The 19674-nt window shown below is 69.0% G+C and carries 20 protein-coding genes and 1 pseudogene; 10 read left to right on the top strand and 11 right to left on the bottom strand.

Features of this window, described 5'->3' with window-relative positions; all coding sequences use genetic code 11:
• The first annotated feature begins 419 nt into the window (after positions 1–419).
• The gene (locus ABT078_RS10540; RefSeq protein ID WP_351225966.1) at positions 420–1046 is read left to right on the top strand and encodes a cysteine peptidase family C39 domain-containing protein; all 627 of its coding nucleotides are present in this window, start codon (positions 420–422) and stop codon (positions 1044–1046) included.
• A 1166-nt stretch (positions 1047–2212) separates the two neighbouring features.
• Here ABT078_RS10540 and ABT078_RS10535 read toward each other — a convergent pair.
• The 4 genes from ABT078_RS10535 to ABT078_RS10520 form a co-directional block, all read right to left on the bottom strand.
• Complete coding sequence (locus ABT078_RS10535) at positions 2213–2359, bottom strand: hypothetical protein (RefSeq protein WP_351225964.1); 147 nt, start codon at positions 2357–2359, stop codon at positions 2213–2215.
• 95 nt (positions 2360–2454) lie between these two features.
• Entirely contained in the window at positions 2455–2844 is a 390-nt protein-coding gene (locus ABT078_RS10530; protein ID WP_351225962.1) for an MFS transporter, read from the bottom strand.
• Between the two features lie 89 nt (positions 2845–2933).
• A complete protein-coding gene (locus ABT078_RS10525; RefSeq protein WP_351225960.1) occupies positions 2934–3653 on the bottom strand; it encodes an Atu4866 domain-containing protein in 720 nt (239 codons plus the stop codon).
• 160 nt (positions 3654–3813) lie between these two features.
• Positions 3814–5208, bottom strand: a complete 1395-nt coding sequence (locus ABT078_RS10520) for an amidohydrolase family protein (protein WP_351225958.1) — start codon at positions 5206–5208, stop codon at positions 3814–3816.
• 315 nt (positions 5209–5523) lie between these two features.
• On the opposite strand from ABT078_RS10520, the pseudogene ABT078_RS42635 reads away from it, so the two are divergent.
• The 5 genes and pseudogenes from ABT078_RS42635 to ABT078_RS10495 form a co-directional block, all read left to right on the top strand.
• Positions 5524–5729 (top strand): annotated as a pseudogene (locus ABT078_RS42635) (IS5/IS1182 family transposase); the annotation flags it as partial.
• 140 nt (positions 5730–5869) lie between these two features.
• The gene (locus ABT078_RS10510) at positions 5870–6451 is read left to right on the top strand and encodes a sugar O-acetyltransferase (protein ID WP_351225956.1); all 582 of its coding nucleotides are present in this window, start codon (positions 5870–5872) and stop codon (positions 6449–6451) included.
• A gap of 10 nt (positions 6452–6461) precedes the next feature.
• Positions 6462–7004, top strand: coding sequence for a TetR/AcrR family transcriptional regulator (locus tag ABT078_RS10505; RefSeq protein WP_351225954.1), 543 nt, complete (start codon positions 6462–6464; stop codon positions 7002–7004).
• A 645-nt stretch (positions 7005–7649) separates the two neighbouring features.
• On the top strand, positions 7650–8168 hold the full coding sequence (locus ABT078_RS10500; RefSeq protein ID WP_351225952.1) for an SRPBCC family protein: 519 nt from the start codon (positions 7650–7652) through the stop codon (positions 8166–8168).
• A 39-nt stretch (positions 8169–8207) separates the two neighbouring features.
• Positions 8208–10508, top strand: a complete 2301-nt coding sequence (locus tag ABT078_RS10495) for an FdhF/YdeP family oxidoreductase (protein WP_351225950.1) — start codon at positions 8208–8210, stop codon at positions 10506–10508.
• Positions 10509–10786: 278 nt separating this feature from the next.
• Here the strand turns inward: ABT078_RS10495 and ABT078_RS10490 are convergent, their stop codons facing one another.
• The 3 genes from ABT078_RS10490 to ABT078_RS10480 all read right to left on the bottom strand — a co-directional run bounded on the left by ABT078_RS10490 (position 10787) and on the right by ABT078_RS10480 (position 12578).
• Positions 10787–11398, bottom strand: a complete 612-nt coding sequence (locus ABT078_RS10490; RefSeq protein WP_351226028.1) for an MBL fold metallo-hydrolase — start codon at positions 11396–11398, stop codon at positions 10787–10789.
• Positions 11399–11440: 42 nt separating this feature from the next.
• The gene (locus tag ABT078_RS10485; RefSeq protein WP_351225948.1) at positions 11441–11572 is read right to left on the bottom strand and encodes a hypothetical protein; all 132 of its coding nucleotides are present in this window, start codon (positions 11570–11572) and stop codon (positions 11441–11443) included.
• Between the two features lie 472 nt (positions 11573–12044).
• Positions 12045–12578, bottom strand: a complete 534-nt coding sequence (locus tag ABT078_RS10480; RefSeq protein ID WP_351225946.1) for a GNAT family N-acetyltransferase — start codon at positions 12576–12578, stop codon at positions 12045–12047.
• A gap of 137 nt (positions 12579–12715) precedes the next feature.
• Between ABT078_RS10480 and ABT078_RS10475 the strand changes: the two genes are divergently transcribed.
• The 4 genes from ABT078_RS10475 (at position 12716) to ABT078_RS10465 (ending at position 15530) form a co-directional block, all read left to right on the top strand.
• Positions 12716–13069 (top strand): hypothetical protein, encoded by a 354-nt coding sequence (locus ABT078_RS10475; protein WP_351225944.1) that lies wholly within the window; start codon positions 12716–12718, stop codon positions 13067–13069.
• A 221-nt stretch (positions 13070–13290) separates the two neighbouring features.
• A complete protein-coding gene (locus ABT078_RS42630) occupies positions 13291–14163 on the top strand; it encodes an SCO2400 family protein (protein ID WP_502981198.1) in 873 nt (290 codons plus the stop codon).
• Between the two features lie 360 nt (positions 14164–14523).
• Positions 14524–14661 (top strand): hypothetical protein, encoded by a 138-nt coding sequence (locus ABT078_RS10470; RefSeq protein WP_351225942.1) that lies wholly within the window; start codon positions 14524–14526, stop codon positions 14659–14661.
• Between the two features lie 101 nt (positions 14662–14762).
• The gene (locus tag ABT078_RS10465; RefSeq protein ID WP_351225940.1) at positions 14763–15530 is read left to right on the top strand and encodes an SDR family NAD(P)-dependent oxidoreductase; all 768 of its coding nucleotides are present in this window, start codon (positions 14763–14765) and stop codon (positions 15528–15530) included.
• 306 nt (positions 15531–15836) lie between these two features.
• Here ABT078_RS10465 and ABT078_RS10460 read toward each other — a convergent pair whose 3' ends face one another.
• The 4 genes from ABT078_RS10460 to ABT078_RS10440 form a co-directional block, all read right to left on the bottom strand.
• Positions 15837–16907, bottom strand: a complete 1071-nt coding sequence (locus tag ABT078_RS10460) for an ABC transporter permease (RefSeq protein ID WP_351225938.1) — start codon at positions 16905–16907, stop codon at positions 15837–15839.
• Between the two features lie 446 nt (positions 16908–17353).
• On the bottom strand, positions 17354–17872 hold the full coding sequence (locus ABT078_RS10455) for a GNAT family N-acetyltransferase (protein WP_351225936.1): 519 nt from the start codon (positions 17870–17872) through the stop codon (positions 17354–17356).
• Complete coding sequence (locus ABT078_RS10450) at positions 17869–18126, bottom strand: zinc finger domain-containing protein (RefSeq protein WP_351225934.1); 258 nt, start codon at positions 18124–18126, stop codon at positions 17869–17871. The genes ABT078_RS10455 and ABT078_RS10450 overlap by 4 nt, the downstream gene beginning before the upstream one ends.
• Before the next feature lie 368 nt (positions 18127–18494).
• Positions 18495–19673: a cation:proton antiporter gene (locus ABT078_RS10440; RefSeq protein WP_351225932.1), complete on the bottom strand. Its 1179-nt coding sequence runs from the start codon at positions 19671–19673 to the stop codon at positions 18495–18497.
• Position 19674: the final 1 nt, after the last annotated feature.

Genomic DNA, 19674 nt, shown 5'->3' with positions numbered 1-19674 from the left:
ACGCGTTTGAGGGCCCGAACCGTCGGCTGTTCGGGCCCTCACGGCCGCTCGGGGAGACGGGCCCCTCAGGTGTTCGGTACGCGCCAGGCACCAATTCATGTGCTTCAGCCTCCAGCGTCGGCGACCGCGAGTCCCTGTGTCTCAAAGAGCGTCTTGTCCCGGTGCGGGTGTTGGGTTCGAGGTTCAGGTGTCGCGCCAGTCCCTTTCTGGGGCGACTCTCCCCGATCGGCCCGGACCGGCCGCCTCCGCCGAAGCCGCGAGATCGACACCGTGTCCGGCTTGTCCGAGTTCGGAAACCTCGCCACGCTGGCCCGTGCGGCTGACATCTCGTCCGAGGACCTGATCGTGCACGTGTTGGACACGGCGTTCATGAGGCCCGCCTCGATGCCGTAGCAGACTGTGGGGCCATGACTGGCTCCATGACCATGCACCGTGTCCCGTACTACTCGCAGTGGGAGTCCGCCGACCTGGTTCCCGAATTCGTCACCGGCGCCAGGTCGGCGGCCGACGACCCGCTCTGGCAGAAGTCCGGCGCCGACAGCCGTGAGGAGTACGCGTTCTGGGCGCCGCGCATGTGCGGGATGGCCTGCCTGCGGATGGCCCTGGACTTCTGGGGTCATCCGGTACCGCCATCCGTACCACTGCTGCGCGAAGCCCTTGCCGCCGGCGCATACGAGCGCACCGGGGAGACGACCGTGAAGGGCCTGATCCACGCGCCGTTCGCCGACTGGGTCAGGAGCCGGTGGGGACTGCATGCCGAGGCGCGGCCCGAGCTGGCGGCCGAGGAGATCGATGCCGAGGTCGCACGGGGAAGTCTGCTGCTGCTGTCCGTACACAAGACCATCCGCACGCTTGATCCGGCACCGGCCGGACGCGGCGGGCACCTGGTGCTCGCCGTCGGCTCCGGCGCCCGCGGGATCCTGCTGCACAACCCGTCCGGCCTGCCCGGACAGTCCCAGGAGTTCCACGCCCTGTCCTGGACGGACCTCGACCGCTTCTACGCCGGCCGCGGAGTCGTCCTCGGCGCCGCACAAGGAGCCTCATGATGCAGGGTCCGCCGCCGCTACGCTGCCCCATGTCGCGCAGGAGGCGCGATGCCGACGGACCGATCCGAATCACGTCGCCAGGTTGCTTCGGTCAGGCGCCAGTCACCAATGGCGCTGCGCCGTAGTCGCTGGACCTCTGTCCAACGTTCGTCGACTCCGGCGAACGCTCGCCTCGCGTGCTCCCCCGCACTGCGGGCTCGTTGGGCTGCCAACTGCGTGGCATGCTCACCATCTGGAGCCCGGGGAACTACGTAGTAGTGGCGCATCAGCGTGCCGGTGGCAGTCCGGAAACGGAAGCCCACCAGCCACTGCTCGTCACTGCGCATCGCCGGCGGAGGGCCGTCCGGGCCCGGACGGTGCGGGGAGTTCATTGGTTTCCTGCCGTAGGCGGGATCCGAACGTGTGGTCAGGATTCTCATGGAGGAGCCCACTCTCGGAGCTGGCTGGTCTGTACGGTTGGTTCGTTGCCCCGGCTGAGCGCTCGAAGACTGCGCCCACCGCCGGTAACTTCGAGTCTGCCCAGATGCCTGATCGGCAGGAAGGCCGAGGATTTCCTGGGAGAAGCAGTCCCAGGCAACGGATACCGCCGCCGCACCCGGCAGGCGCCACCAGGCAAGGCGAACAGGTTATTGGCCGTGGCTGTCGGCCAAACGTCCAAGTGCTCGCCACATGAAGGCTGTTGTCACAGCGATCCCCATGGTGTCGGTCGGCTCGGGCCGGGCTACCTGCAGCTCCGGATGGCATGTCCGCGAGCCCCGACCGAAGGGGGCCGGCCGGGGCGGTCTGCGGTCTGCGGTCTCCGGTCTCCGGTCTCCGGTCTCCGGTCACGAGGCTCGGTCCTCTGCGATCACCCGGACTATGGATCGCGGCAGCACCCCTCGGCGTGGGTGCGTTGCACCCAGGAAGAACTGACCCCCTCAGATCTGTCGTGCTCCTGTCTGTCGCCGGTGTTCGATCACGGTCATGCGGATCGTGATCATTCCGGATTCATGGCCGCCGGCCAGACGGGACGCATGGAAACGAGGGCAACCACGTGGCGCTCTTTCCGGGGTGGCGCGGACACGAAGTGCACTGCTCGAGGAGGATCGCCGAGCACACGGCGACGTGTTCGAAGTTGAGTGGGGCTGCTTCGGCAGTCCTGCCCTCGCACGGCCGAGCAGGCATGGTCACCGAGAGCCTCGGTGGCGCAGTGTCGGGAGAGCCAGGATGGCGCCCAGGACGAGTGCTGCGGCGGCGGCGCGCAGGATGCCGTCGAATTCCTGGCTCGTGAAGGCACCGGTCAGCTGCGGGCCGAGGCTTGCGCCGATGAACATGCTGAAGGCGTAGAGGGCGACGGCGGCTCCCCGTGCGTGTGGTGCTGAGGCGTTGACAATCTCGACGATGGCCTGTGCCGCGGCGGCGACGGCGGCTACGAACAGCAGGAGGGCTGCAGCCAGGAGCGCCGTGTGTCCGCCCAGCAGAGTTTGGGTGCGGCGCTGACGGCCGCAGTGGTGGCCGTGGCTGCAAGGAGTCCGACCGTGATCACTGTGCGCGGGCCGTAGCGGTCCGAGAGGGGGCCGGAGAGGAGGAATCCTGCCGCGTAGGCGAAGCCGAACGCGGTGGCGGTCCAGGTGACTCTGTCCGGTGTGGTGGTGAGCGAGACGGCCATCGGGTCGAGCAGGGCCAGGACGGTGTACATCTGGCCGACGACCAGGACGCCGACCGCGGTCAGCAAGGTGACGGTGCTGGTCGTGGGTGCCCACGGTCGGCTGGTGCCCGCCTCCAGTCGGGATGACGGGGCGGTGGTGGGGTGCGGCATGAGGTTGCTCCGGTGATGGCGTCTGGTTGGCCGTGCGCGTGACCGCGCCCAGTGGCGGTGGGCGCGGTCACGCCAGCGCGTTCAGAGGGTCAGCGCCGGGTGAAGCGATATCCGGCGTGGTGCAGGATGCCGTCCTGGAACTCGCCGAAGGCCCAGAAGCCGAGGTAGTCGATGCGGGTGCCGTTGATCCAGTAGCGGCCCTGGTAGGCGCTGGGGCGATCGCCTCGTGCCTCGTCGTAGCGTCCGTTGGGCAGCAGTTCCTGGCGTACGAAGTCGTTCTCGTCGACCCACATGCCGAGATAGGGGTGTGCTGGGTCGTAGGCGGGTGCCTCGTCCGGCGTGGCAGCGGCGAGGGCATCGTCCAGAGGACGGCCGTTCCAGAGGCGGACCTGGCCTCCGGTGACCAGGATGTCGAGGTGCGTGCCGCGGGCCGGGACCGCGCCGGCCGGGGTTCCGGGGGCGTCGGCCAGCCGGAGGACGGCGATGTCGGCGGCCTCGCCCGGGGTGAGGGTGCCGCTCTTGTGGGGCTCGGTGAAGTCGGTTGTGGCGGGAAGGACGAGGGTGCCCGCACAGTCGATGACGATCATGTCGTCGTCGCCCGCTGCGGTCAGCAGGCCCGGGCCGACTCCCACGATCAGCGAGCCGCCGATGAGGACGTCGGCTTCGTGCCAGTCGCCCATCAGCGGGTTGCCGGTGAAGACAGTGCCGCCGGTCAGCAGCAGAGGTCGGCCCTGCGGGTGTCTCAGCTCGCGCAGGACAGTGTTGTTGCGGCGCGGAGCTGTGGTTGTGGTGGTGGTGGTGTTTGTCATGGCAGTTCCTGCTTCGGTCGTTGTTGGGTCTCAGGTGCTTTGGTCCGCACAGCCTGATGTCGGATTCGCGGCTGATGCGGTGCGCATCCAGGCGCGGCAGTTCCTGGGTGCCCGTCACCCGTTCTGCCGGGCGCGGGGGCGCTGCGGCTGAAGGGGGCTCTCAGTCGGTGGTGGTGTTCAGGACGTACTCGCGCGAGGCGTGCACCCGGCTGCGCAGGTCGGGCAGGTCGACGTCGAGGACCTGGCCGTTCCACTTGCGGGGCTCGCCGTTGACGAGGACGGCGCTGATGTTCCGAGCGTCCGAGCCCAGTACCACGGTGGCGACGGGGTCGTTGAGGGGCATGTTGTTGAGGTCTTCGGCCTGGATGACCAGCAGGTCGGCCTTCTTGCCGGGGGTGAGTGAACCGGTCACGGCCTCAAGGCCGTTGGTGCGGGCTCCTTGGAGCGTGGCGAAGTCCAGCACGTCACGCGTGCTGATGCGCGGGGGCTGCTGGTCCGTGCCATAGGCGGCGTTGACGGCGCGCATCCGCTGGATGGCGTGCAGGGCTCGCATCTGGGTGAACATGTCGCTGGCCAGGGCAACTTCGACGTCGATGCTCAGTCCCGGTCGGATGCCGGCGGCCAGGGCTTCGTCGACGGCGGGGATCGCGGTCTCCAGACCGATCTGCGCGTCGGACGTGGGGGCGAGCGCCACGGTGGTGCCGGTCTCCCCCATCGCCTGCCAGGCCTCAGCCGTCAGGCCGGTTGCGTGGATGAGGGTGACGTCCGGGCCGAGGATGCCGTCCTTGGCCCAGTGCAGCACGGCCTCGGAGGACGATGTGCCGAAGACGGCGTCCACGCTCACTCCGACACCCAGGTCCTTTGCGACGCGGGCAAGGCCGGGGCCGTAGGCCAGCGCGGGCCCGGCGATCTCGTCGGTGGCCAGGGTGGCCACGCGCAGGGTCAGCAGCTGGTCGTTGCTGCTGAAGTACTGGTTCTTGAGCCGGGTCAGGTCGCCGGGCCACTGCCGGTCCCAGTCGCCGAAGTGCGGGCCCATGGAGGCGTGCACACCGCGAATGCCGGTGTCGAGGAGGGCCTGGATGGCGGCGTCGGAGTGCTCGGGGGTACGGGAGTTGTGGGAGAAGTCGAGCATGCAGGTGATGCCGCTGTCGATCGCGGTCAGGGCGGCCAGCTTGGTGCCGATGTACATGTCCTGGGGCCGGTAGACGGTGGCGTAGCCGGCCAGGGTGGTCATCACGTAGCCGCCGAGGTCGTCGACGTCCGGCATGATCCTTCGCAGTTGGGCCTCCCAGGCGTGCCGGTGGGTGTCCACGAAGCCGGGGGCGAGGATCGCGCCGGTGGCGTCGACGACCACGGCGTCGTCTGCGCTGAGGTCGGGTCCGACGGCGGTGATGGTGTTGCCTTCGACGAGCAGGTCACCGCGGTCCAGAACGCCGAGGTCCGGATCCATCGTGACGATGGTCGCGCCGGTGAACAGGATGCGTCGCCTTGGGTCGGCGGACTGGCGCCGGAGCCGGTCGAGCACGGCGACGCTGGTGGTGTCGTTGACGTTCATGGGATGTCCTCTTCCTCGCGAAGGTGCGGTGGGCCTGTGCGCAACGGCTTGCGGACACCAGCGTCGATCGGTCTCGCCGGGGCAACCAGGCTGCGCTTTCCCCAGGTGCGTCACACCCACCGTGTCCGTCACTCTGAGTGGCGGTGACTGCAGGCGGGAGTATTCGGATGGCCTGCTCGGTGGGCAGGATGGTGATCTCGGTGAGGTGGACGTGCCTCGGAGCTGAGGCGACGCAAGCGACCGTCTCGGGGACGCCCTCCGGCGACGGACAATCGATCTGCCGGAGCAGGTCGGCCATGAGCCGGAGGGACGTCGCTGTCGGTCGCGTCGGATTCGCTTTGGGACCGTCCGGAGTCGCTTCTGCAGCGTCGCGAGCGACGCTTCCGACATCCAAGGCCGGAGACCGCTGCCGGACCGCGAGGTGCTGTGCGGGATGCTTACGGGCTGTACATCGGCATCCAGTGGCCATTGCCCGCCGCGGCACCCGGCCTGGCACCGGCCCGGACACCTACCGCCGGGTGGTCAGCGGACCTTGGCGTGGCTGCAGGCTTCTCGGCGCCTGCGGATTCGGTGGCAGACGCGCGCCTCGCTGTGGCCGGCGCCACATGCCCTGGCCAGGAAGAGTGTACGCTCGTACATTCAAGAGTGTACGATCGTACGCATGCCGATGGACTACTTCGCTGACGACCCGCGCACGAACCTGCAGCGCATGCTCGAGGGTGACTTGTACATCGCCGATGACCCGGAGATCGCCCGGCGACAGCAGCGCGCCATGAGACTGGCCGCCCGCTACCAGGTCGCCTACATCGAGGACGCCGACGGGGCCAGGCCGATCCTGGCCGACCTGCTCGCCTCGGTGGGCGAGGGCGTCGACGTACGGCCGCCGCTGTACGTCGACTACGGCACCAACATCACCATCGGGGCCCGCACCTTCGTCAACTACAACCTCACCGCGCTGGACGTCGCACGGATCACCATCGGCGCGGACTGCCAGATCGGCCCGAACGTCCAACTCCTCACTCCCACCCACCCCGTCGAACCGGAGCCCCGGCGCGACAAGCTCGAAGCCGCGCGCCCCATCACCATCGGGGACAACGTCTGGCTCGGCGGCGGGGCCATCGTGTGCCCCGGAGTCACCATCGGCGACAACGCCGTCATCGGCGCCGGGGCAGTGGTGACCAAGGACGTGCCTGCCAACGTCGTCGCGGTCGGCAACCCCGCCCGCCCTGTACGCAACGTCTAGGCGCCCCCTCATGGCCACTGGACACACCGATCCGCAGCGACGCGAACGGATCCTCGCCGCCACGCTCGATCTGATCGCCGACGAGGGAGTCGCGGGCGTCTCCCACCGCAAGATCGCCACCCGCGCCGACGTGCCCCTCGGGTCGATGACCTACCACTTCACCGGCATCGACGATTTGCTACGACAAGCCTTCACACGCTTCGCCAACCACATCGTGGCTGTCTTCGAGGAACACCTCAGCCGAGCACGCAGCGCCGAGCAGGCCCGCGAAGCCGTCACCGACCTCGTACACGCTCTCTCCGACGGGCCTCGCCGCGATCTCATCCTCGCCCAGGAGCTCTACACCCTCGCCGCTCGCCACCCGGAATACCGGCAGCTGACCCACCAGTGGATGCAGCGCAGCCGTCACCTGCTGGAACAGCACTTCGACGCAGACACCGCCCGCCAACTGGACGCATTGATCGAGGGATTGACCCTGCACCGCGCCCTGGACACCTCGCCTCACCGCCGGGAACTGACGCGACAGGCCGTCATCCGCATCACCGCCGCATAGCAGGCATCCCCCAGCAGCCCGTGGGGAGCGGGCCTGACACCGCACCCCACGGGCCTTCACCTATCGCGGCATCTCCGCCCCACGCGATCGTGTTCCTCGGCATCTGAGCCGAACCGCTCAAGGCCGCGCAGGTTCATGCTCTGGCCGGGCCCCCGCCAGGGCGTCTACGACCCCGGCAGGCACGGCGCCGCCCTGTTCGTCTTCTTCGCCGTCAACTCGCCGCGGCCCGTGTATGTCGGCTCGTCTTCGAAGACGAGCCGGCTCCTCCATGGCGCCGCCGCACGCGGAGACCGCACCCCGATCGTGCGGACGCGCGGCCGCTCACTCGGAGGGATGTCCGATGCATCCTTCGGGCAGCGTCGTGTCAACCGCGGACAACTCGGGTTCCGTACTGGTCGGGGCTGGGTTCCGGAGGGCGGGGCCGTATTGTTCGGCGGCTTACCGCATTCGGACCAGGTGAGACTGAGCGGCTGAGAAGTGAAACGCCGTATTGCGCCGGGCGAAGGAAAAGGTCCGCAGCATAGAGCAATGTCGGTTGACGCGCCACCCGCCGGGGAACCAACCGTAGCGTTGTATGAATTCACATGGCGGCCCGCCAGGCAGACGGTGACACTGAGAACAGCAGCGCCTGAAGACAGGTGGGCCATGCATACCGTTGAAGAGACAATTGAAATCGCGGTACCGGTGCGTACCGCCTACAACCAGTGGACGCAGTTCAAGAGCTTTCCGCGGTTCATGTCCGTGGTGAAGAGCGTCGAGCAGATCCGCCCCAATCTCACCCGTTGGGTGATCGGGTTCGGCCCGATGCGACACGAGTTCGAGGCGGAAATCGTGGAGCAGCGGCCCGACTCTCTCGTGGCGTGGCGGAGCCTGGACCGGTGTTCCCACCACCGGGGCGAGGTGTCGTTCCGCGCGACCGCATCGGACCGTACCGCGGTATTCGTACGCATGCACGTCACACCTCACGGAGTCACGGGCCGCCTTACCCATGCCCCCGGTTTCACGCGTCGTGTGGTCCGGGCCGAACTCGGCCACTTCAAAGAGTTCATCGAGGGTCTCGGGCAAGAGGGTGGGGCCTGGCGGGGAAGCGTCCGCAACGGCCACGTCCAGCCTTTGGAGCCGGAACCACCCAGAAGCCGGGTCCCTCACTGGCCCGTCGGCTGATCCGCCTGCCTGAGCGCACGAGAGCGAGAAACACGCCCGATGAAGAAGCCACCGAGCGAAGAGCCGGACGAACGACTCACCGTGACTCCGCCCAAGAAGTGGGCGGCGGGGGTGCCCGCGGTGACCCATGCATTGCAGTACTCCCTGGAGGAGACGTCGGTGCGGCGAACCGGACTGACACTGCTGACCATGAACCAGGTGAACGGAATCGATTGCCCCGGTTGTGCCTGGGCCGATCCCTCTCCCGGACACAGGCACCTCAACGAGTACTGCGAGAACGGCGCCAAGCACATCAACGACGAGGCGACGTCACGGCGCATCACGGCCGACTTCTTCCGCAGGCACACGGTCTCCGAATTGGGCCGACGGTCCGACCTGTGGCTCAACCAACGGGGCCGGCTGACCGAACCGATGGTCAAACGGCCGGATTCGGATCACTACGAGCCGATCAGTTGGCACGACGCCATGGGGCTGCTGGCCGAGGAACTGAAGGGGCTGGACTCGCCCGACGAGGCCGTCTTCTACACGTCAGGCAGGGTAGGCAACGAGGCCGCGTTCCTTCTGCAGCTCTTCGCCAGGGTTTTCGGCACCAACAATCTGCCCGACTGCAGCAATATGTGCCATGAGTCCAGCGGCTTCGCCTTGCACGAGACCCTGGGCACCGGCAAGGGAACGGTGAGCCTGGAGGACATCCACCACGCCGACCTGATCTTCCTTGTGGGGCAGAACCCCGGCACCACCCATCCGCGGCAACTCTCCGCGCTGGAGCAGGCCAAGAGCAACGGCGCCCGTATCATCGCGGTGAATCCCCTGCCGGAGGCAGGACTGCTGCGGTTCAAGAACCCGCAGACGGCTCGCGGGGTGGTCGGCCGCGGTGTACAGATCGCCGATCGGTTCCTTCAGATCCGCAGCGGCGGCGATCTCGCACTGTTCCAGGGCCTGAATCGACTCCTGCTGGAGGCGGAGGACGCCCGACCGGGCACCGTACTCGACCAGGACTTCATTCGCTCCAGTACCAGCGGCTTCGAGGAGTTCGCCCAGCACGCCCGAACCATCGCCTGGGAAGACGTCCTCACCGCGACCGGACTGACCCGAGAAGAGATCGAGAAGGTCCGGGACGAGGTCCTGCGCAGCGACCGCGTCATCGTCTGCTGGGCCATGGGGGTGACGCAACAGAGGCACGGGGTCCCCACCGTCAGGGAGATCGTGAACTTCCTGCTGCTGCGAGGAAACCTCGGCCGGGCCGGAGCCGGGGCCTGCCCGGTGCGCGGGCACAGCAATGTCCAGGGCGACCGCACGATGGGCATCTGGGAGCGGATGCCCGACTCCTTCCTCGACGCGCTGCAAAAGGAGTTCGGCTTCGACCCGCCGCGCGCCCACGGGCTCGATTCGGTGAACTCGATCAGGGCCATGCGCGAAGGCCGTATCAAGGTCTTCCTCGGCGTCGCGGGCAACTTCGTCCGGGCCGCTCCGGACACTGCCGTCACCGAGAACGCCATGCGGCGATGCAGCCTCACCGCCCACATCTCCACCAAGCTCAACAAGTCCCACGCGGTCTGCGGCCGGACCGCGCTCATCCTGCCGACCCTGGGCCGCACCGAACGGGACACCCAGGCCACCGGCGAGCAGTTCGTCACCGTGGAGAACTCGATGAGCGAGGTGCACACCTCCCACGGGCGCCTGGAGCCGGCCTCCAAGCTCCTGCTCAGCGAGGTCGCCATCCTGTGCCGGCTCGCCCGCCGAACCCTCGACGGCAAGGCCGGAATTCCATGGCACCAGTTCGAAGCCGACTACGGGACCATCCGTGACCGGATCTCCCACGTCGTGCAAGGACTGCACGACTTCAACCGTCGGGTGACCCGGCCCGGCGGGATCAGGCTGCCCAATCCTGTCAACGAAGGGGTCTATCCCACTCCCGTCGGCAAGGCCCTGTTCACCTGCAACGCCTGGGAGATGTCGCACGCCCCCGAGGGGCACCTGCTGCTGCAGACACTGCGCTCCCACGACCAGTGGAACACCATCCCGTACACGGACAACGACCGCTATCGAGGCATCCACGGAAGCCGCCGAGTGGTCCTGGTGAACCCACATGACGTGTCCCGACTCGGTTTGGCAGAGGGACAGCGTGTCGACCTGGTGAGCGTGTGGGCCGACAATGCTGAGCGCCGCGCAGAGGACTTCGAGGTGGTCCACTACCCGACAGCACGCGGCTGTGCCGCCGCGTACTACCCCGAGACCAACGTCTTGTTGCCGCTGGACAGCGTGGCCGAGACCAGCAACCAACCGACCGCCAAAGGCATCGTGGTCCGACTCGAGCCCGCAGCCGCCCGTACGGGGTGAGTGTCATCCGGATGCCGTCGGCAGGGGATGCGATGTGAGCCGTTCCAGGTGCACGGTCAACCTGGGCGGCGACGCTCTTCGAAGAGGCCGGCGGAGGCCTCAAGCGTCCGCTCTGCGCCGTGATCGCCAACGCGGCCTCCGGCTGATCGAACAGGCGGCCACACGCTCCTGCGGTCCCTGACCGGGGATACGAACGCCGTCCCCGGGCACGGCACGACCGCGGCCACGGCGCAGGCACGGGCCCGATCGTGCCGTGGTCCGCGGTGCCCCCGGACGTTCTACGGTTCGATGAACGCCCGGGTCAGATGCGCGGGTGCCAGGAGGGCCTGGTGTGCCGCAGCTCGCTCCAGCAGCGCCTCGCGGGAGGCGCGGGCGGTGTCCGGGGCACGCTCGTGGGCGTAGGCGACGGCGGGATTGCCCAACTGGACGGCATGCACCAGTGCGTCGCCGGTGACGACGACGTCCCGGCCGCCGGGCTGTTCGACAAGGACGGACTGGTGGCCGGGTGTGTGTCCGGGCGTGGGAAGCAGGGTCACCCCCCGCCTCAGCCGGTGCTCCCCATGCACCTCGTCGAGCTGTCCCGTTGCGCGCAGCGGTTCGACGACCCACTGCCACACAGGGTCCGACCGATCGAGGGCAGCTGTCTCCGCGTGCTGGACGAGGTAGCGGGCCTGGGGGAACAAGGGGTCCCCGTCAGCTGTCGTCGACCAGCCCACATGGTCCTCGTGCAGGTGGGTCAGGATGACAGCCGCCACGTCCGCCGGCGCGATCCCGGCCTCGGCGAGCGCCTCCGGCAGCCGGCCCGGTACCGGGCACCACGGAGCCCCCGGGCCCTCGGCCGGCCCGACGCCCGCGTCGACCAGGACCCAATGCCCGCCGGGCCACTCGATCGCGAAGCACCAGAAGTTCAGCCGCCACGTCCCGTCCGGCCCTCATGCGCCAGGATCGAGGGTGGCCGCGCGTTCCCAGTCACTTTCGCCCGCGCCGGGAAAGGCGAGCCGTTCCGGCTTGAAGAACGTGCCGGCAGCGTCGAGCAACGCGAGAACCCTTCCGTGCCGTTCCAATCGGCCCTCCTGTGTCCGGTCCGGTCGGTTTCCGCCCGCCCGGCCTGTCCCGTGGACGCCGCTGCACACGGCCCGCGAGAGCCGGCCGGGGGCTCCAGGATGCACGTCCCGAACCGACGGCCGACGCCGGGGCCCCGGTGCAGTCGCTGCGAGCACGGATTACCCCGTACGAACCGGTCCGCCCCGACCAGCGCCCGGAGCATCGGAAGGCGCGCAATGGTCCGCGACCTGCCCGCCGTTGAACCGCGAGATCGGCGTTTCGGCTCTTGGGCTGGTCCAGCGTCTTCGATCTCGGGGCGGTGGGTGGACCGCCGGTCGATCAGCGTGCGCGGATACCGGCGATCTCCGTGTCCGGGCGTTTGCCGGGGGTGACCTCACTCGGTTCCCGCTCCACCCTGGGCTGCTCGGTGACCTCCTCCACGAAATGGAGGGGGCAGCGGGTGCCGGCCGATGATCCGCCGGGTCGGTGGGTTCACCCGTGGAACTCGGTGAGGTCGATGCTGTGAACGTGCAGCGGGAAGCCGTACACCGGGTGTGCCGTCTCGCGCTCCAGCACCATGCCGAGCTTGCGAACAACGTTCTCGGAGGAGTCGTCGCCCACACGGCTGATGCTGATGACTCGGTCCAGGCCGCGGTCCTGGAGCGCGAACTCCAGTGTGGCGTGGGCGGCTTCGGATGCGTATCCCTGGCCCCAGAACTGTGAGCCGAGCCGCCAGCTGATCGCGACGGCGGGCAGCACCTCCGGCAGGAACTCGGGCACGGACAGACCTGTGAAACCAGCCAGTTCGCCCGAGGCCAGCAGCTCGACGGCGAAGAGGCCGAAGCCCTCCTCGTCCCACTCCTCCTCCCACCCCTCGATGTCCTCCGCCGTGCGGTCCAGGCCGCGCACCGACCCGTCGTCGACCCAGTGCATGACCTGTGGGTCCGCATTGATGTCCGCCATAGGCGCGAGGTCGTCGTCATACCAGCGACGGAGGATGAGGCGGGGGGTGCGGATCTCGGTCATGGCACCCATCCTGCCCAAGACAAGGGTCTCACCGGAAATCGGCACTTCCCCGTGCTGCCGCCCCGGACCGCAGGTCATCAGGCCGTCTGCACCGCACAGCGCAGCGGGTGAAACATCGGTCCGACAGCCGAGGAGGTATGACGTGCAACCTCGGCGATGCGTCCTTCAGCCCGTCGCAGACGAGCATGAAGACGTCCTCGACTCCCCTCGCCTGCCGCGGTGCTTCAGCTCCGTCATGGATCAAGTGCCTCGACCGGCTCGGCATGGTCTGGTCCCACTTCGACACCGCCTTCGACGAAGCCGTCACCGCCGTCCGGGCTCGGGCCACCGAACCCTGGCCCCAGGACATCTTCACCATCGAGTCCTACCTGAAGAGGGCCCTGCTCAACTACGCACTGCCCGTCAGGACCTACCTTCTGCTCGGCCACGGGATCGCTGCACACATACGCCGCCTCCGACGGGTTCCGTACGAGCGGGTCCGAAGGACGTGAGGTCCGTGACCGAACAAGGCATCAGGGCGCGGTCCTCACGGCGTGGCGCCCCTGGCGTTCCACCGCGACGGGCAGGCGGCAAATCTTTGCAGCAGCGTCACAAAGGCTGCGCACGGCCTTCCGTCAGTGCCAGTAGCGTTACTGGCCGCTCGATCCCGCGTGCGAACTCGAAACAGGTCGTCGGCGTCCCTGGCGACGCAGTCACCACAGAAAGATCGCAGATGGACTACTGCTCCTCGTGCCGCCGGAATCTCAACGGGGCACTCGTGTGTCCAGGGTGCGGCGCATACGCTCCGGACATCGCCCCGCCTTCCCGGCACCTCCGCAACGACGGCGTCTCCGGCGCAAGAACGCAGCAGGCGTGGCACTCGGCGGCGGCCTCAGCTCCGGGGTCCCACCCCGACGCTCATCACCACGGTGACGCCTGGATCTACGGGGCCGCACCGACGGGCAACAGCGTGTCCGACGACGCAACGGCGGATGCGTCGGACACGGATCCGGCCGACGGCTTCGAAGGCGTCGGCTCCACGGGGCAGGGCCGGGCGGCTCGGCGCCGGCAACTGGCACGCTGGAAGAAGAACCGGCGTCGCGCCGCGGCGGCGACGGCCGTTGCGCTCGTCGGCGGCGGCCTGACCGTTGCCGCGCTGCCGACCAGCAAGCCTTCCAACGATCGCACACACGCAGCGCCACCTCCGGAGCCCACCGGAACCACGCCCTCGACCGCGGCTGTGGAACCGCCGTCGGAGCAGCCGGACACGCGGGTTTCACCGCAGCCCGGCACGGGCCGGCCGCAGACGGCCGGTCGGCAGCAGGACGCCGGTGTCGCTGTGTCTTCCTCTTCGACGACGGAGCGGCGGCCGTCCACAACCGCTGCCGAATCCCCCGTGGTCTCGCGCGCAACGCCGGACACCGCACCCGAGCCCGCCCAGGCGACGCAGCCTGGCACCGCCGAACCGTCGGCCCCGGCGACGACCGTGCCCGCTGCGACCGAACGCCCGGACACCGGCCCGACATCGCTGGACCTTCTGCCGGGTGTTTTGGGAGACAAGCCGACATCACCACAGGTGTGTCTGATCGGTGTGTGCATCGGGTGATCGATCCACTGCCGGCGCACGGCGAGGTGTGCTCTCCCTGACGGAGAGCGCGCCCCTTCCCTTCGACTCCGAGCCCGCACCCCGTACGCCGATCCCGTGCCGCCGGCGGCCGCGGCGCGCCGCCTGTCACGTCCAGCTTCCAGCGGGCGATCGGCTTTCGCATTGCGCTGCCCGGAGGAACTGGTGGCGGGCGGGACGGCGTCGCCATCGAGGAGTTCGCCGAGCGCACCCGTGTCGAGGAGCGCTCGCACGCCGCGATGGAAGGGCTTCGCGCGCAGGTCGTGGCACGGTGCGAGGCCGGTGTGGAAGGCGACGTCGGGCGCTTCCGGGACGCGGTAGGGCGACCGGAAGGGCTGGAGCGTGGTCGCGGTGGCCATCGGGCTGCACCAGCAGCGGAGCGCCCAGGTCCGGCGGGGCGCGGCGTGGGGCGGGCGTACGGGCGCCGCGTACCGCCCGGCGGGCAGGTGCCGCTGGTTGAAGGCGTTCGACGTGACCTGAGATCCTGGGCGGGGTGTCCTGTGCCTCCGGGGCGGAGTGGTCCCCCAATTCTCCAGGCGCCGCCTTGTTTTCCGTTCGTAGATCAGAAAGACCGAACTTCCATGAACCTGCCCGCTTCAGGCCGGCGTGTCCTTGTCAGCGGCGCGTCGCGGGGCCTGGGCCGCGCGGTGGCCCAGGCGTTCGCGGCCAACGGCGACCGGGTCGCCGTCCACTTCGGCTCACGCGCCGATGAGGCCCGCGCAACACTCGGCTCCCTCGAAGGCGCGGGCCACGTCCTGATCGGCCGGGACCTCTCGGACCCGGTGGGGGCAGCGGCCGTGGTGGACTCGGCCGCCGAGGCGCTGGGCGGGGTCGACGTGCTGGTGAACAACGCGGCGGTCAACGTGCGCCACCCATTGGCGGAAACTCCTTACGAGGAGTGGGTCGCGGTCTGGCAGCGGCATGTGGCGGTGAACCTGCTCGCCACGGCGAACCTGAGCCACCTTGCGGCGCGGCGGATGATCGACCAGGGCGGTGGCGGACGGATCGTCAACATCGGTTCTCGCGGCGCGTTCCGCGGCGAACCGGACCACCCGGCCTACGGGGCGACGAAGGCTGCGGTCCATGCCCTGGGCCAGTCGCTTGCGGTGTCCCTGGCCCCGCACGGCATCGGCGTTGCCTCCGTCGCCCCCGGCTTCTTCGCCACCGAGAGGGTCGCCTCACGCCTCACAGGTCCCGACGGCCCGGCCATCCTGGCCCAGAGCCCTTTCCATCGCATCGCCACGGCCTCCGAGATCGCCGCCGCCGTCCTCTGGCTCGCCTCCCCTGAAGCCGAATGGTCCTCAGGCGCCGTCCTCGACCTCAACGGCGCCTCGCACCTGCGGACCTGAAGAGCACACGCCTGGGAGGCTCCCAGCGGAACGGGAGTCCCGCGGGCCTGTCCTGCCCGACGTCCTCTGCGGGGCGGCCGTGGTCTCGGCTCGCAGCCAGAGGCTCCCTCGTATGGCGGTCAGCCTCCTGCGTGAGGTACATCGTGGCGTGTGCGTAGCGGCGGGTCACGCGGAGCTGAGAGTGGCCTGGCCTTCGTGCCAGCCCCCGTCCTGGTCGCCCTCGCCCGGGTCTTCGGCTGAGACTCGCGCCCCTCGGCTCGCTGCTCCACTGACGGCGTCACCACGACCACGGCGTGACCGGCGCCCTCACGCCGAGTGCGCCGCGGCGATCCGCCTTCCTGGACGACGGTGCTCGCGGACCCAGAAGACGATCGTGGAGACGAGGGCCCAGCCGGCAAGGACCAGGAAGGGGAAGGCATGCGGATGGCCGGCGAAGTAGACCTCCGTGTGGATGGCGCTGATGGTGGCGCCCGGGGGCAGCCAACGGCCGATGGCGCCCAGGAACGGGGGGAGGAGCGGCCAGGAGACCGCACCGCCGGAGGAGGGGTTGCCGATCAGGACCATCAGGCCCCATGTGGGAATGATGGCCCACCGTCCGATCAGGACCATGAACATCAGGAAGACCATGCCCGCGGTGAACATGGTCAGGGTCAACGTCAGCCAGGCCCGTACGAAGGGCAGGTCGATGGCGTGGAGCAGCCAGTCCACCATCGCGGCGATCGCGAACGCCCCCAGCAGGGAGTACGCGAGCGTGAACGCGATGCGCACACCGGGGTTCAGTGCCTTCGCGTGCACACTCATCTGAATGGCGCCCACGAAGCCGACCACCACGGCCGCCAACGAGATGTAGAAGATCGCCAGGCCGCGTGGATCGCCTCTCTGGTTCGGATTGATGTCCCGCACCACGACGTCCGTCCCCACCGCCCTTGCCACGACCGGCGCTGCCTGTTCCAGGAGCTCTGCCACGGATGCGCCCGACGCGGACGAGACGTCCAGCGTCACCTTCCGCTCCTGCCGCACGTCGAAGATCGCGAAGACCTTCTGCTCCTCGACCGCGTCCTTGGCCCCCGCGTAGCGGGCGTACCTGTGAACGTCCAGGGAGGCGTCCAGCGCCTTCTCCATGCCCGCCAGGAACACAGCGCCGTGCGTGGCGTTCACCGGGCCGACCACCGCCGTCGGCACTTTGCGCGGCATGGGATTGGCGAATGCATAGGTGTACGACCATGCGAAGAGACCTGCGACCAGCGCGACGATGAACACGAGTACCGTCGCCGGCAGGAGAGGGGAGCGCTTGGCCGCCTCCCAGCGCTCCGCCCGCGTCGGAGGCCGCCCGTGTGCTCCGTGGACATGTCTGTCCTGCGCGCTGGACTCCGCCATGGCAAAGACGCTAGGGCAGCCCAGTAGGCCTTGCATCCGGACGGTGCCGACCCTGCTCACCGTGTCGGCAGGTTGAGCCACCCGACGCTCCGGGGACATGACGTTCGCGTCGGCGCGCATGGGCCGCCAGTGTCATTCGCCTAGGGCTCAGGTTGCAGTGTCACGTCCTGAACCGGAGGCCTTCCTGACGTCGCCGAGCCGCGGTCCATCGGCCCGATTCTCGACTTGGCATCACGGAGGGCCCACGGACGGCGGCAGTGTTGGCATCACGGCGGATTCCGGGCCGGGCCGGAATCCGGCACTCCCCCGACAGGGGCCTGAAGGCCGTACTGCGTGAGCGGGAGCGGACGTTGGGCGGCATTCTTACGGTGCGCTCGCCGTCCAGCAGGACAGCGATGACGTCGCCGTGGTCAGCCGTGTCCTGGCGCCGAACGGTGACGATGTCGTTATTGTCCGACACTCCGGCTCCATCGGATCTCGCCGTCGTGCCATACGTCGGTAGGCGTGAGCCCGGCCGCCGCGGCGACGGCGGCGGAGGCCTGATGCCCGGGGTGGATATGGGCGATGACGGTCCGTACCGGCTGCCGGCTGAGCCAGTCGACGAGTCCTCGGGCCGCTTCGGTGGCAATGCCCCGTCCCTGCCACGGAGTTCCCACCACCCAGGCGATCTCGGCGATGGGGCCGTGGCCGGAGGGGCTGATCGTCGCCTGGACCGTGCCCACCAGGCACGCCTCCTCGCGAAGCCGCATCACCCAGTTCAGCCAGGCGACGGCAGGATCGGGAGAGCCGGCGGTGATGCGCTGGTAGCGCGAGCGCAGAGCCTGCGGGGTGTCCGGAGTACCGCCGGTGAACGCGTGCAGGGCGGGATCGGACAGCACCGCGGCCATCTCCTCGGCATGGTCGACGTGCAGCGGCAGCAGGTCCAGCCGCCCGGTACTGATGGCCTGGGTAACGATGGTGTTCACGCCGCGACTGCCTCGAGGCGTTCGACGAGAGGATCGGTCCAGACCGAGCCGGGGTTGCGCTCAGCGGGGGTGGGCGCTTCGAGGGCCTTCGCCAGTTGGGGCACGAGGCGGAATGGTGCGGTGTGGTCCTGGATGGCCGCCTTGCCGTTGCCGGTGCGGCACGGCGAGCCCGTCCGGGCGCCACAGGGGGACATCGGGCGCTTGTGCGCTTCCTCGCGCTTGAAGTCGTCGCTCACGACCCAGGACTCTTTCATGAGCAGTACTTTTCACGCGTCGCCCCGTTCGCAGCAACTCACGAAACACGGAACCCGCCCGATCCCCGCGTTTCACAGGCGGCAGCCATGGTGATGCCGGCGCGTGACCGCCGAACTTCTCCTCGGCCGGACGGGTGACCTACGGCCGACCGCAGATCCCCCACTGGTTGGAGACCCTCTGCCGGCGCTTCTTCACGTTCGCACCGTTAAAGGGCTCAGCCATGCCGAACAGGCCGAAGCTCTCGGTCGGCGGCTGCCTCTGGCCGCGCGGCGACTGGCGCGCCCCGGTGGGACCTCCGCCCCGAAACCTCCCGCCCAGGCATTCGCGGAATCGGGCACGGCGGCGGCCGCGGAGCGAGGAAACGCCCTCAGCCCGCCCTGCTCTTGCAAGCGCCCGGCCGTCGAGCCGGCTGGAGAGGGACAGCGCCCGCCAGGCGGGTGAGGACTGGGCCTGCGATGGCGAGGATGAAGACATACGCGGCGACCAGGGGGCCGAGTATGCCGCGCGTGGTGCCGACGAGACCGACGATGACGAGGGAGAACTCGCCGTGCGCCACGAGTGCGGTTCCGGCACGCAGCCGACCTCGCCGCCCCACCTTGTCGCGTGAGGCGGCGTACCAGCCGGTGAGCACTTTCGTGACGATCGTGACTACCGCCAGGGCCAGCGCCGTGGGAAGGACGGGCACCAGGTCCTCGGGGGCGATGGACAGTCCGATGGCCAGGAAGAAGACGGCTGCGAACAGGTCACGCAGAGGGCTCAGCACGGCCCGGCTGCGGGTGGCGGTTTCGCCGGTCAGGGTGAGTCCGACGAGGAAGGCACCCACGGCGGCCGAGGCGTGGACGAGTTCAGCCAGAGCGGCCACGATCAGAGTCAGGCCGAGTACGCGCAGCAGGAGCTGCTCTGCGTCGGGGTGGGCGAGGAGTCGGCCCAGGTGGTGGCCCCACCGGTACGAGGCGATGAAGGCAGCGACCACGGCGCTCACGGCGGCGAGGACACCGAGTGTGGCCTGCCACCACTGGCCGCCCGAGGCGAGTACGACGAGCACGGGTAGGTACGCGGCCATGGCGAAGTCCTCCATGACCAGCACCGACAGGATCGACGGTGTCTCCCTGTTGCCCAGTCGGCGGAGGTCGGCCAGCAGCCGCGCGACAATGCCCGAGGACGAGATGTACGTCGCCCCGGCAAGGGCCAGGATGCCGATCGCGTCGAGCCCGATCAGCCACCCTGCCACCGCGCCCGGGGCGGCGTTGAGCACCACGTCGATCATGGCGGAAGGCACGTGGCTGCGCATACTGGCCGTGAACTCGACCGGCGAGAAATCCAGGCCCAGGGTCAGCAGGAGCAGGACGACGCCGATCGACGCACCCGTCTCCACGAACTCCCCTGCTGCGGGAACGGGTGCGATGCCGCCTTCACCGAGCGCCAGCCCTGCGAGGAGGTAGAGCGGAATGGGCGAAAGGGTGAAGCGGCGCGCCAGCGTCCCGAGCACGCTCAGAGCAGCGAGGATGACGCCCAGTTCCAGCAGCAGGGTGACGGGAGTACGCACG

The sequence above is a fragment of the Streptomyces sp. NPDC002133 genome, assembly GCF_040296405.1.
GTDB lineage: Bacteria > Actinomycetota > Actinomycetes > Streptomycetales > Streptomycetaceae > Streptomyces.
The sequence above is the reverse complement of the archived record's forward strand: the minus strand, read 5'-3'. Positions and strand labels throughout refer to the sequence as shown.

Coding starts and splice junctions, on each gene's coding strand:
- ABT078_RS10540 (WP_351225966.1), top strand. CDS start 420: ATGACCATGCACCGTGTCCCGTACTACTCGCAGTGGGAGTCCGCCGAC.
- ABT078_RS10535 (WP_351225964.1), bottom strand. CDS start 2,359: ATGTTCATCGGCGCAAGCCTCGGCCCGCAGCTGACCGGTGCCTTCACG.
- ABT078_RS10530 (WP_351225962.1), bottom strand. CDS start 2,844: ATGCCGCACCCCACCACCGCCCCGTCATCCCGACTGGAGGCGGGCACC.
- ABT078_RS10525 (WP_351225960.1), bottom strand. CDS start 3,653: ATGACAAACACCACCACCACCACAACCACAGCTCCGCGCCGCAACAAC.
- ABT078_RS10520 (WP_351225958.1), bottom strand. CDS start 5,208: ATGAACGTCAACGACACCACCAGCGTCGCCGTGCTCGACCGGCTCCGG.
- ABT078_RS10510 (WP_351225956.1), top strand. CDS start 5,870: ATGCCGATGGACTACTTCGCTGACGACCCGCGCACGAACCTGCAGCGC.
- ABT078_RS10505 (WP_351225954.1), top strand. CDS start 6,462: ATGGCCACTGGACACACCGATCCGCAGCGACGCGAACGGATCCTCGCC.
- ABT078_RS10500 (WP_351225952.1), top strand. CDS start 7,650: ATGCATACCGTTGAAGAGACAATTGAAATCGCGGTACCGGTGCGTACC.
- ABT078_RS10495 (WP_351225950.1), top strand. CDS start 8,208: ATGAAGAAGCCACCGAGCGAAGAGCCGGACGAACGACTCACCGTGACT.
- ABT078_RS10480 (WP_351225946.1), bottom strand. CDS start 12,578: ATGACCGAGATCCGCACCCCCCGCCTCATCCTCCGTCGCTGGTATGAC.
- ABT078_RS10475 (WP_351225944.1), top strand. CDS start 12,716: ATGACGTGCAACCTCGGCGATGCGTCCTTCAGCCCGTCGCAGACGAGC.
- ABT078_RS42630 (WP_502981198.1), top strand. CDS start 13,291: ATGGACTACTGCTCCTCGTGCCGCCGGAATCTCAACGGGGCACTCGTG.
- ABT078_RS10465 (WP_351225940.1), top strand. CDS start 14,763: ATGAACCTGCCCGCTTCAGGCCGGCGTGTCCTTGTCAGCGGCGCGTCG.
- ABT078_RS10460 (WP_351225938.1), bottom strand. CDS start 16,907: ATGGCGGAGTCCAGCGCGCAGGACAGACATGTCCACGGAGCACACGGG.
- ABT078_RS10450 (WP_351225934.1), bottom strand. CDS start 18,126: ATGAAAGAGTCCTGGGTCGTGAGCGACGACTTCAAGCGCGAGGAAGCG.